General features: G+C 35.3%; 11 protein-coding genes. 10 read left to right on the forward strand and 1 reads right to left on the reverse strand.

The window, feature by feature from the left end; all coding sequences use genetic code 11:
- Positions 1-436 precede the first annotated feature (436 nt).
- The 10 genes from EKL99_RS02500 to argH all read left to right on the forward strand — a co-directional run bounded on the left by EKL99_RS02500 (position 437) and on the right by argH (position 11,298).
- On the forward strand, positions 437-1,054 hold the full coding sequence (locus EKL99_RS02500) for a GNAT family N-acetyltransferase (RefSeq protein WP_126576337.1): 618 nt from the start codon (positions 437-439) through the stop codon (positions 1,052-1,054).
- 132 nt (positions 1,055-1,186) lie between these two features.
- On the forward strand, positions 1,187-2,380 hold the full coding sequence (locus EKL99_RS02505) for an argininosuccinate synthase (RefSeq protein WP_126576338.1): 1,194 nt from the start codon (positions 1,187-1,189) through the stop codon (positions 2,378-2,380).
- Between the two features lie 223 nt (positions 2,381-2,603).
- On the forward strand, positions 2,604-3,581 hold the full coding sequence (gene argC, locus EKL99_RS02510; protein ID WP_126576339.1) for an N-acetyl-gamma-glutamyl-phosphate reductase: 978 nt from the start codon (positions 2,604-2,606) through the stop codon (positions 3,579-3,581).
- Between the two features lie 128 nt (positions 3,582-3,709).
- On the forward strand, positions 3,710-4,846 hold the full coding sequence (locus EKL99_RS02515) for an aspartate aminotransferase family protein (protein ID WP_126576340.1): 1,137 nt from the start codon (positions 3,710-3,712) through the stop codon (positions 4,844-4,846).
- Between the two features lie 85 nt (positions 4,847-4,931).
- On the forward strand, positions 4,932-6,128 hold the full coding sequence (locus EKL99_RS02520; RefSeq protein WP_126576341.1) for a glutamate-5-semialdehyde dehydrogenase: 1,197 nt from the start codon (positions 4,932-4,934) through the stop codon (positions 6,126-6,128).
- A gap of 45 nt (positions 6,129-6,173) precedes the next feature.
- The gene (proB, locus tag EKL99_RS02525) at positions 6,174-6,935 is read left to right on the forward strand and encodes a glutamate 5-kinase (RefSeq protein ID WP_126564238.1); all 762 of its coding nucleotides are present in this window, start codon (positions 6,174-6,176) and stop codon (positions 6,933-6,935) included.
- A gap of 95 nt (positions 6,936-7,030) precedes the next feature.
- On the forward strand, positions 7,031-7,978 hold the full coding sequence (locus EKL99_RS02530) for an N-acetylornithine carbamoyltransferase (protein WP_126564237.1): 948 nt from the start codon (positions 7,031-7,033) through the stop codon (positions 7,976-7,978).
- Positions 7,979-8,003: 25 nt separating this feature from the next.
- A complete protein-coding gene (gene argB, locus EKL99_RS02535; protein WP_126564236.1) occupies positions 8,004-8,807 on the forward strand; it encodes an acetylglutamate kinase in 804 nt (267 codons plus the stop codon).
- Between the two features lie 87 nt (positions 8,808-8,894).
- Positions 8,895-9,962, forward strand: coding sequence for a M20 family metallo-hydrolase (locus EKL99_RS02540; protein ID WP_126553672.1), 1,068 nt, complete (start codon positions 8,895-8,897; stop codon positions 9,960-9,962).
- Between the two features lie 55 nt (positions 9,963-10,017).
- Positions 10,018-11,298 (forward strand): argininosuccinate lyase, encoded by a 1,281-nt coding sequence (gene argH, locus EKL99_RS02545; RefSeq protein ID WP_126576342.1) that lies wholly within the window; start codon positions 10,018-10,020, stop codon positions 11,296-11,298.
- 104 nt (positions 11,299-11,402) lie between these two features.
- Here argH and ytxJ read toward each other — a convergent pair whose 3' ends face one another.
- Positions 11,403-11,792 carry a bacillithiol system redox-active protein YtxJ gene (gene ytxJ, locus EKL99_RS02550; RefSeq protein WP_126553668.1) on the reverse strand — a complete coding sequence of 130 codons (390 nt, stop codon included), beginning with the start codon at positions 11,790-11,792 and terminating at the stop codon, positions 11,403-11,405.
- Positions 11,793-11,899: the final 107 nt, after the last annotated feature.

Below are 11,899 nucleotides of genomic sequence, written 5' to 3' on the forward strand. Positions count from 1 at the left end.
ATACTTATGCCTGTAAATGCGTTTTTCTTGGATTAAAAAAAACAACAATCTATTAAAACTTTGTTACAAAAGACAAAAGTAGCGTTGTGTTATAAAAATATGTGTACTTTTGTATCAATGAATACAATAAGTGTACATATAACTTCTTTGTCACGGAAAAACAGACCTTCTACTTCTCCCGAAGTACGGATGCTATCGATATAGTACCCAAAAGCTGTTTCGTATCTTTATTCATTTTATTTTTTTGTTTTGAAATTACCGCTATTTTTCACTGGATCAATCTATCCACAAATTAAAACTAAGGCATCATTAGTGCACTTTAATTCATTTTATTGTACTGCCCTGACCCGTTTTGAAAAAACAATAGATTTTAGAAAAAATGCATTTCAAAAAAGACCCCTAAATCATTTTATAACTCAAAAATCCAGCTTTTGACATGAACATTTCTATCATAACAACTCAGGAAGAACATTATAAATATTCGCAGGAAATATGCGAAACCATAGAATTATCCGCACTATTGAGAGGTACGGGAATTGCTAAAAGAACTCCTGAATACATCCAGAAAAAAATGGAAAACAAAGACGCCGTTATCGCATTAGACAACGGGAAATTTGCCGGTTTTTGCTATATCGAAAGTTGGCAACACGGAAAATTTGTAGCACATTCCGGGTTGATTGTACATCCGGATTACAGAAATCTAGGCTTAGCAAAAAAAATTAAATCATTTGTTTTTGACTATTCGTTAAAAAAATATCCAGAGGCTAAAGTTTTTGGAATCACCACTGGTTTAGCGGTAATGAAAATCAATTCCGATTTGGGGTATAAACCTGTTCCTTTTTCAGAATTGACGAGCGATCAAAGTTTTTGGAAAGGATGTCAAACCTGTACCAATTATGAAATTCTAAAAAGTAAAGACAACAAAATGTGTTTATGCACCGGAATGCTTTATGACCCAAAAGAAAAGCCTAAAGATCCGCCTAAGCACCCCTTTAATGTCAAAATATCAAACCGATTAAAATCAATTAAAGAAGCGCTTTTCTTAAAAAAATAACCCCCTCCCCAGCCCTCCCCGAAGGGGAGGGAGCCAAAGAGAAAAATAAAATAATCATAACAAAAAATTCCCCTTTGCCAGTTTCGGCTCCCCCTCCTTCGGAGGGGCTGGGGGGAAGAAAAAACAATAATTATGAAAAAAGTTGTATTAGCTTATAGCGGAGGATTAGATACCTCATATTGCCTAAAATATTTAAAAAACGAAAAAGGATATGAAGTTCATACCGTTCTTATAAATACAGGCGGATTTGATGATGCCGAACTAGCCGCTATTGAAGCAAGAGCTTACGAATTAGGAAGTGCGCAGCATACAAATCTTACCATCGTTGATAAATATTATGACAAAGCCATTAAATATTTGATTTATGGAAATGTATTAAAAAATAATACCTATCCATTATCAGTAAGTGCCGAACGTGTTTTTCAAGCTATCGAAGCGATTAAATATGCAAAATCTGTGGGTGCCGAAGCAATTGCCCACGGAAGTACTGGTGCAGGAAATGATCAAATTCGTTTTGATTTAATTTTCCAAACCATCGCTCCCGAAATTGAAATCATAACTCCTATTAGAGATTTAAAATTATCAAGACAGGAAGAAGTGGATTATTTATCTAAAAATGGAGTTCATTATTCTTGGGAAAAAGCACAATATTCCATCAATAAAGGATTGTGGGGAACAAGCGTAGGCGGTAAAGAAACATTGACGTCAAATCAAACTTTACCAAGTGAAGCGTACCCTTCTCAATTGCAAAAAACTGGAGAAGAAAAAGTGACTCTACAATTTGAAAAAGGACAACTAGTAGGCATCAACGGAACATTGGACATCCCAACAAAAAACATCGTTGCCTTAGAAAAACTGGCAAATGCATATGCTATAGGTAGAGACACGCACGTAGGCGACACCATTATTGGAATAAAAGGAAGAGTTGGTTTTGAAGCCGCTGCGCCTTTAATCATCATCAAAGCACACCATTTATTAGAGAAACATACGCTGGGTAAATGGCAACAATACTGGAAAGAACAATTAGGAAACTGGTACGGAATGTTGTTTCATGAAGGACAATTCTTGGATCCTGTAATGAGAAACATCGAGGCTTTTCTGGAAGATACCCAAACCACTGTAAACGGTACCGTTATCGTTTCGCTAAAACCATATCACTTTACATTGGATGGTATTGAATCTGAAAATGACTTAATGAATACCACGTTTGGTCAATACGGAGAAATGAACAACGCATGGACCTCTGATGACGCCAAAGGATTTATCAAAATTCTGGGGAATGCCCAAAACATATTTTCATCTGTAAATAAACTAACCCATGATTAATTGAAATTCTGAATTAATCAATAAATATAAAATTTAACCACATAGAAACATAGAAAAAAGAACTTATATAGACCAATTCTTGGTTACACAAAGCTATATTTTACTCCAATAAGTGAAACGCTATATAAAATTAATAAAATCTATGTATCTATGTGGTTAAAAAATAATACAAATCGAATTACTCCAATAAGGATTAATTCTAGTACGTTTAAAAAATAAGATTATGATTAATATTGGAATAATTGGCGGTTCAGGTTATACTGCGGGTGAACTCATCAGAATATTGATGTTTCATCCCAATGCTACACTTGATTTTGTGTACAGCACGACAAACGCCGGAAAACCACTTCATGTCGCGCATCATGATTTGATGGGCGATATCGAAATGAACTTTACCGATACTGTAAATCCAAATGTGAATGTAGTTTTCTTGTGTTTAGGTCATGGTAAATCAAAATCGTTTTTAGAACAAAACCAATTTGCGAGTCATACCAAAATCATCGATTTAGGAAATGATTTCAGATTAACAAAAGACAAAGAATTTAACGGAAAAACTTTCGTTTACGGTTTGCCCGAATTAAACAAAGCGAATATAAAAAATGCCCAATTTATCGCTAATCCAGGTTGTTTTGCAACAGCAATTCAATTAGCGTTATTACCATTGGCTAAAAACGAAATGCTTACGACTGATGTTCATATCAACGCCACAACCGGAAGCACGGGAGCTGGAGTTTCACCTTCGAAAACAACACATTTCAGTTGGAGATCGAACAATATGTCGCATTATAAAGCTTTTGAGCACCAACATTTAGGCGAAATAAACCAAAGTGTCAATCAATTGCAGGCGGATTATACCAGTGAATTGATTTTTGTTCCCAACAGAGGTGATTTTGCCAGAGGGATTTTCGCAACATTATACACAACAATCGAAGAAAACCTGGAAGATATAGTGGCTAAATATGAGGCTTTTTACAAGGACCACCCTTTCGTAACTATTACCACCACTGGAATCAACATGAAACAAGTAGTTCAAACGAATAAATGTATTATTAGTTTGATGAAAAAAGGAAACCGGCTATTGATTACTTCAGTAATTGATAATTTAACAAAAGGAGCTTCAGGACAAGCCATTCAAAACATGAATTTAATGTTTGGACTGGATGAAACCACAGGATTGCATTTGAAACCAAGCGGATTTTAATCCCCTCCCCAACCCTCCCCGAAGGGGAGGGAGACGAAATGCAAAAAATAGTATAAATATAAAAACAACACCCCCCGTTGCAAGTTTTTATTCCCCCTCCTTCGGAGGGGGTTAGGGGGAGGATTATTATGAACTTATTTGACGTTTACCCATTATACAATATCACACCTGTTAAAGCACTAGATTGTACTATTACAGATGAAAAAGGTGTGGAATATTTAGATTTATATGGCGGTCATGGTGTAATTTCCATTGGACACACCCAACCGGATTATGTTGCCTCACTAAAAAATCAATTGGATAATATTGGTTTTTATTCCAATGCGATTCAGAATCCATTGCAAGTAGAATTAGCAGAGAAATTAGGGAAACTCTCCGGATTGGAAGACTACTCTTTATTCTTGTGCAGTTCTGGTGCTGAAGCCAATGAAAACGCATTGAAATTAGCCTCTTTTCACAACACTAAAACCAGAGTAATCGCTTTTGATAATTCCTTTCATGGAAGAACTTCGGCGGCAGTTGCAGTGACAGATAATAAAAAAATTGTTGCGCCAATCAATGCGCAACAAATTGTTACTTTCTTGCCATTGAATAATATTGAGTTGGTAGAAAACGAACTAAAAAAAGGCGATGTTTCTTCTATTATTATCGAGGGAATTCAAGGCGTTGGCGGTTTAGACCAAGGAACTACTGAATTTTTTCAGGCATTAGAAAAAATGTGCAAGGCTTACGATGTAGTTTTGATTTTGGACGAAGTGCAATCAGGATATGGAAGAAGCGGAAAGTTTTTTGCACACCAACATCATGACATCAAAGCAGATATTATTTGTCTGGCGAAAGGAATGGGCAACGGATTTCCTATTGGAGGCATCATGATTTCTCCAAAATTTACAGCGAGTTATGGATTATTGGGAACTACTTTCGGTGGAAACCATTTGGCTTGTGCCGCTGGAATTGCTGTTTTAAATGTAATTGAAAGTCAAAAATTAATGGATAACGTAAATGATGTTTACGCCTATTTTTTAGAAGCAATCAAACAAGTTCCTGAAGTGATCCAAGTAAAAGGAAGAGGATTAATGCTAGGGGTAGAATTTGATTTTGACGTAAGTGATCTTCGTAAAAAAATGATTATCGACAAACATATTTTTACAGGAAATGCGAACAATAAAAACTTATTAAGAATTCTTCCTCCATTGACAATCAAGAGAGAAGCAATCGATACCTTTATTATAGCTTTAAAAGAAACATTGGCAGAATTAAAATGATTTTTTAAACATATAAATCTTCTAAGCTCTTAAACTTATGTAACTTATATCCTTAGATTTTTTTAAAATAGTAAACCAAAAACTAATGAACCACGTATTAGCAATAGAAAAACGAAATGCCGTTTTAAGCCATATGGCTAAACTTCTTGAACTAGAAAGAGCCAACCTTAAAAGGGTGAATCAACAGGATATCAATAATTATTCTGGGGATGATTTGGCTATGGAAAAACGTTTACTCGTTGATGACGCCAAAATTGACGGTATGATTTTGTCCCTGCAACAATTAGCAAGTCAGGAAGATCCTATTGGCGTAGAACGTTTTAATTTCGACCATGAAAACGGAATGAAAATCATTAATAAAACAGCGGCTTTTGGAACCATAATGATTATTTATGAATCCAGACCCGATGTTACTGTTGAAGCTGGCGGAATCGCTTTTAAATCCGGAAATAAAATTCTATTGAAAGGCGGAAAAGAATCTTTGAAATCCAACTTGAAAATTGTGGAATTATGGCATCAGGCTTTAATAACAAACAATGTATCAAAGGAATGGGTGGAATACTTGAATTACAATCGGGAAGAAACACAAACGTTTTTAGAAAAACCCACACAAAAAGTGGACTTAATCGTTCCTCGTGGTGGCGAGAACTTAATCGCTTTTGTAAAAAAACACGCTACTTGTCCCGTAATAATTAGTGGTCGAGGTAATAATTTTGTGTATGTAAATAAAGAAGCCGATTTAAAAAAAGCGCTAGACATTATTATTAACGGAAAAATCTCTAACATATCTGTTTGCAATGCTTTAGATAAAGTTTTAATTGATACTAATCTTGAAAACTGGGAAGCTTTTGCAAAAAAAATAACTACCGAATTACAACAAAGAAACGTTACGATTTTGGGAGATGAAAGCATTTCCAGAGCAACAGCTGTTCCTCAGATTGAATCGGATTTAATTTGGTACGAAGAGTTTTTGGATTATAAAATTGTTATTGGAACAACCAATTCGGATCAGGAAGCAATTGACAAAATAAATAAATATTGTGGAGGTCATTCGGCTTCTATAATCACAAAAAATGATGCAATTGCCCAGAAATTCATGGAAAATGTAGATACTGCAGCCGTATATCAAAACGCCTCTACCCGATTCACGGATGGAGGACAGTTTGGTTTAGGTGGCGAATTGGCGATAAGCACGGACAAATTACACCAACGTGGGCCAATCGGCTTGCAACATCTAGTTACTAATAAGTGGTATATTTACGGAAATGGACAAATCAGGTAAAAATTAGTAGAGACAAGTTGCGACTTGTCTAAACAAAAAATAAAAATGGCCAAAAAAAGAATTTTATTAAAGTTAGGAAGCAATACATTAACCAAAGAAACCAATCACATTTCGAGAGGAAAGATTGAAGATATTGGAATGCAAATAGCGGTTTTACAAGACGAGTACGAGTTTATCATTGTGAGTTCGGGCGCGATTGCTGCGGCCAAACAATTTGTAAAACTGGACAACCACGACAAAGATGTTTTTGTAAAACAAGCACTAGCTTCGATTGGTCAGCCACATTTAATGCGGATTTATCATGAAAATTTCCGTGATTTAGGATTGCTGATTTCGCAATGTTTACTTTCTTATTCTGATTTTGAAAAAGAACAATCTAAAGTAAATATCGTAAACACCATCAATGTGTTAGTCAAAAATAATTACATCCCAATTATCAATGAAAATGATACCGTAGCAACGGATGAGATCCAGTTTGGTGATAATGATAAATTAGCTGCGCTAACAGCCGTTTTATTAAATGTTGACCTTCTAATTATCGCCACCAATACGAATGGGATTTATACCAAAGCATCCATCCATGATGCCGTTCCTGAAACCATTTCTTTGGTAACTGATTTAAAAGTATTGGAAAAAGAAATCGGCGATTCAAAATCCTCACATGGAACTGGCGGAATGCAGTCTAAAATTGAAGCATCGGCAATCGCCAAAGCCGCTACTATCGAAACCTGGATTGTAAATGGCTTGGAAGACAATTTTATTTTAAAAGCTTTAAAAAACGAAATACCATTTACTAAAATTGTATAAATGTTGATGCGGTTAATCGTTAATTCGGTTAATTGATTAAACACACGAGCAAAGCGAACTGACGAAGTAAATAACCGATTAAACAAATTAAGATAATGAACTACATATCCATACAAAACATAGATTCGCTCGACGAATGGGTGAAACAAGCATTAAAAATCAAGAAAAAACCACTTAAAAATAAAAAACTGGGTAAGAACAAAACCTTAGGAATGTTGTTTTTTAATTCCAGTTTAAGAACACGTTTGAGTACACAAAAAGCAGCTTTGAATTTGGGAATGAACGTCATGGTAATGAATTTCACCAGCGAAGGTTGGACATTAGAATTTGAAGATGGAGCCATCATGAACTCCGGTGCTTCGGAACATATTAAAGAAGCGGCTGCAGTAGTTTCTCAATATTGCGATATTATTGCCATCAGGGCTTTTGCCGGATTGGTAGACAAAGAAAAAGACAATGCCGAAACCGTTCTTATGGGTTTCTTAAAATACGCCACGGTACCGGTTGTCAATATGGAAAGTGCTACAGGACATCCATTACAATCACTAGCCGATGCAATTACAATGGCTGAACACAAAACGGAACACCGTCCAAAAGTAGTTTTGACTTGGGCACCACATCCTAAAGCTTTACCTCAAGCGGTACCCAATTCCTTTGTGGAAATGATGCAATTACAAGAGGCTGATTTTGTAATTACGCATCCTGAAGGCTACGAATTGAATCCTGAAATCACGAAAGACTCCAAGATTGAATACGACCAAGACAAAGCTTTCGAAAACGCCGATTTTATCTATGCCAAAAACTGGAGCAATTATAACGAGTATGGTCAGATTACAAATTCCGACCCAAACTGGACCGTAACTGCCGATAAAATGAAGCTGACCAATAATGCTAAATTCATGCACTGTTTGCCAGTAAGACGTAACGTAATTGTAACGGATGAAGTGATTGACAGTGAAAATTCAATTGTTATCGAACAAGCCAATAATAGAACCTATGCCGCGCAATTAGTGTTGCAGAAGATTTTAGAAAGTGGAAAATAGAGAAAAGATTTTTAAAATATTAAAAATGAGTCCAAAACCCAAAACCCAGAACCTAAAATCCCTTTCAATCATAAAAATTGGTGGAAACATCATTGATAACCCAACGGAATTGTCACAATTTTTATCCGATTTTTCTAAGATTGAAGGCTACAAAATACTCGTTCATGGCGGAGGAAAATCAGCTACCAAAATGGCCGAAAGCATTGGTTTAATTCCACAAATGATTGATGGAAGACGCATCACCGATGCCGCTATGCTTGATGTAGTTGTGATGATTTATGCAGGTCAAATCAACAAAAATATTGTTACCCAATTACAATCAAAATCAACTAATGCGATGGGGTTCTCTGGTGCTGATGGAAATTTAATTCTATCGGATAAAAGAAACCATCCTACAATCAATTATGGTTTTGTGGGCGATGTAAAAAAAGTGAATACGGAATTGTTAGAAACATTACTTTCAACTGGAATAGTTCCTGTATTTTGCGCAATAACACACGATGGAAAAGGACAATTATTAAACACGAATGCCGATACCATTGCTAGCGAATTGGCAATTGCTTTATCAGAATTTTTTGATGTAACTTTGAATTATTGCTTCGAAAAACCCGGCGTTTTACATGATGCCGAAGATGATTCTTCCGTAATTGAGAACATAAATCAAGAATTATATTCTAAATTAAAAGTCGAAGGCGCCATACATTCTGGCATGATCCCTAAATTAGACAACTGTTTCAACAGTTTATCCAAGGGAGTTCAAAAAATAAAAATTGGTCATCACCGAATGTTGAAAGATTCAAAGGCAATTTGCACACGCATCAAATTATAAAAAAAGTTGAACACAAATTTCACAGATTTGCACAAAATTTTTTATTTCAATTAAAAAAAAATCTGTGAATCCGTGGCTAAAATAAGTATGAAAAATATAGAAATCCTTACACAAGAAGCCATTTCGCTATTAAAAGCACTGATTGAAACGCCTTCATTTTCAAGTGAAGAAGACCAAACTGCACTTTTAATCGAAAATTGGTTTACACAAAATAGTATTCCTTTCGAAAGAGAGAATAACAATATTTGGGCTTTCAATAAACATTTTGATACCACCAAACCTACGCTATTACTCAATTCGCACCACGATACTGTAAAACCAAACCAAGGTTATACTAATGATCCATTTGAAGCTATCGTAAAAGACGGCAAATTATTTGGACTGGGAAGCAATGATGCGGGAGGTTGTCTGGTTTCACTTTTAGCCACTTTTGTACATTTTTATTCGAATGAGAATCTGCCTTACAATATTGTGATGGTAGCTTCAGCCGAAGAAGAAAGCAGCGGGAAAAATGGATTAAACAGCGTATTGAAACATTTACCGAAACTTGAATGTGCGATTGTGGGAGAACCTACATTGATGCAATTGGCCGTAGCCGAAAAAGGATTATTGGTACTCGATGTCATCGTAAAAGGTACTGCAAGTCACGCTGCACACAACAATCCTGACAATCCTATTTACAATGCGATACCCGTTATCGAATGGTTTAACAGCTATCAATTCGAAAAAATATCGGAGGTTTTAGGTCCTGTAAAAATGACCGTAACACAAGTCACTGCAGGTAAACAACACAACGTAGTTCCCGCCGAATGTCATTTGGTTGTCGATATCAGAGTGAATGATCGTTATAATAATCAAGAAATATTAGATATTGTAAAAAAACATTTGACTGCCGAAGTCAATCCACGTTCGATGCATTTAAATGCGTCATCAATTCCTGTTGCACACGAATTAGTACAAGCAGGAATAACATTGGGAAGAACCACGTATGGATCGCCTACCCTTTCGGATCAATCGGTTTTGAGTTGTCAATCCTTGAAATTAGGACCTGGTGAAACCCTGCGGTCACACTCGGCAGACGAATTTATATTTATAAACGAAATAGAAGAAGGAATTCAATTGTATATCAAAATACTAACTGATTTTTTTAAATAATAATAATCTGTAGGGACAAGTCGCGACTTGTCCCTACGAAAAAAAAATAAAAATCATGAAACTTTGGGAAAAAGGAATACCAACAGATAAACAAATAGAACATTTCACCGTTGGTAACGACAGAGAACTGGATTTAGTGCTGGCAAAATACGATGCTTTAGGTTCTATAGCACATGCAAAAATGCTTGGACAAATTGGTCTTCTAACAGACTCCGAAACCGTTTCTCTGGTTTTGGCTTTGGAAGAAATTATAAGAGACGTTGAAAACGGTAAATTCGAAATCGAAGACAGTTTCGAGGACGTACATTCTAAAATCGAGTATCTATTAACGGTAAAATTAGGCGATGCCGGAAAAAAAATTCATACTGCTCGTTCTCGTAACGATCAAGTATTGGTAGACGTTAATTTGTATCTAAAAGACGTGGTTAAAGAACTAAAGCAACAAGTAAAAAGTCTTTTTGATTTGCTAATGGAGTCGGCCGAAAAACATCAAAATATTTTATTGCCAGGATATACTCACCTTCAAATTGCGATGCCTTCTTCTTTTGGAATGTGGTTTTCTGCCTATGCCGAAACCTTAATTGATGATGTAACGATGCTGAATGCCGCTTTGAAAATTGTAGACCAAAATCCATTAGGTTCGGCCGCAGGTTACGGAAGTTCTTTTCCTATCGATAGAACATTTACGACTAAAGAATTAGGGTTTGAAACCTTAAAATTCAATTCTGTAGCGGCACAAATGAGCCGTGGAAAATCAGAAAAAACGGTTGCTTTTGCCATGAGTAGTGTTGCTGCAACTTTGGCAAAATTTTCTATGGATGTTTGTTTGTATATGAGTCAGAATTTTGATTTCATCACTTTGCCTGCCCATCTTACAACAGGCTCGAGTATCATGCCGCATAAGAAAAATCCGGATGTTTTTGAATTGATTCGTGGAAAATGCAACAAGATTCAAGCATTGCCATACGAAATTACTTTAATTACCAACAACCTTCCTAGTGGTTATCACAGAGATTTACAATTATTGAAAGAAGGTTTATTTCCAGCAATTCAAAACCTGAAAGCATGTTTAGATATCGCTATTTTTGCGATTAAAGACATTAAAGTGAAAAAACACATTTTAGACGATAAAAAATACGATTATTTGTTTACGGTAGATTCCTTAAACGAAATGGTTGTTGCAGGAATGCCTTTTAGAGATGCGTATAAAGCCGTTGCTGAGCAATTAGAAAATGGTACTTTCCAATCTCCAAAAGAAACCAAACATACACACGAAGGAAGTATTAATAATTTGTGTTTAGATCAAATTAAGAAAAAAATGGACGATTCCTACTAATTATTTTTACCGGTTTGTCTAAAAAATAAAACCGCAAATTCGCTAATTTAATACAGTGATTAATTAGCGAATTTGCGGTAAACTATTTAAAACAATCCTATTTACTATACTTTTCTTCCTAACTCCTCCGCATCAATATCACTGTGCGAAACATTATAAATGGCTTTTCCGTCTTTAATTAAAATCAATTGTGGAGATTGATGGGTCACTCCAAAACGATTTACAATTTCATTAGAAATATCGCGATGCGCTATTAAATCTAAAAAATAAGGTGTAACTTTATCTGAACTATTGAACTCATTTTCAAACTGTTTTAGCGCCATTCTACTTATACTGCATCGAGTACTGTGTTTGAAAATGGCTACCGGTTTTTCATTTGAAATAGCGATAATTTCATCCAGTTGTACCAAATCAGTTAATTCATTCCAGTTGATTTTGTTTTCTTTAAAATCCTTGTCGTCTGAACTACTAAAAATATTTTTGAAAAAACTCATAATTGTCTTTTTTTAAGACATTTTGACTTTAAAGTATGATACCAATCATAAATTTTCCGTCAATTTGTCTGTATTATTGTATTGGAATATATATTGAATATAATTCG

It is taken from the genome of Flavobacterium sp. ZB4P23, assembly GCF_003970375.1.
Classification (GTDB): Bacteria; Bacteroidota; Bacteroidia; order Flavobacteriales; family Flavobacteriaceae; genus Flavobacterium.

Bases quoted from the DNA above. Each gene is read 5' to 3' on its own strand.
- EKL99_RS02505 (WP_126576338.1), top strand. From the start codon at position 1,187: ATGAAAAAAGTTGTATTAGCTTATAGCGGAGGATTAGATACCTCATAT.
- proB (WP_126564238.1), top strand. From the start codon at position 6,174: ATGGCCAAAAAAAGAATTTTATTAAAGTTAGGAAGCAATACATTAACC.
- EKL99_RS02500 (WP_126576337.1), top strand. From the start codon at position 437: ATGAACATTTCTATCATAACAACTCAGGAAGAACATTATAAATATTCG.
- argB (WP_126564236.1), top strand. From the start codon at position 8,004: ATGAGTCCAAAACCCAAAACCCAGAACCTAAAATCCCTTTCAATCATA.
- argH (WP_126576342.1), top strand. From the start codon at position 10,018: ATGAAACTTTGGGAAAAAGGAATACCAACAGATAAACAAATAGAACAT.
- EKL99_RS02540 (WP_126553672.1), top strand. From the start codon at position 8,895: ATGAAAAATATAGAAATCCTTACACAAGAAGCCATTTCGCTATTAAAA.
- EKL99_RS02515 (WP_126576340.1), top strand. From the start codon at position 3,710: ATGAACTTATTTGACGTTTACCCATTATACAATATCACACCTGTTAAA.
- argC (WP_126576339.1), top strand. From the start codon at position 2,604: ATGATTAATATTGGAATAATTGGCGGTTCAGGTTATACTGCGGGTGAA.
- ytxJ (WP_126553668.1), bottom strand. From the start codon at position 11,792: ATGAGTTTTTTCAAAAATATTTTTAGTAGTTCAGACGACAAGGATTTT.
- EKL99_RS02530 (WP_126564237.1), top strand. From the start codon at position 7,031: ATGAACTACATATCCATACAAAACATAGATTCGCTCGACGAATGGGTG.
- EKL99_RS02520 (WP_126576341.1), top strand. From the start codon at position 4,932: ATGAACCACGTATTAGCAATAGAAAAACGAAATGCCGTTTTAAGCCAT.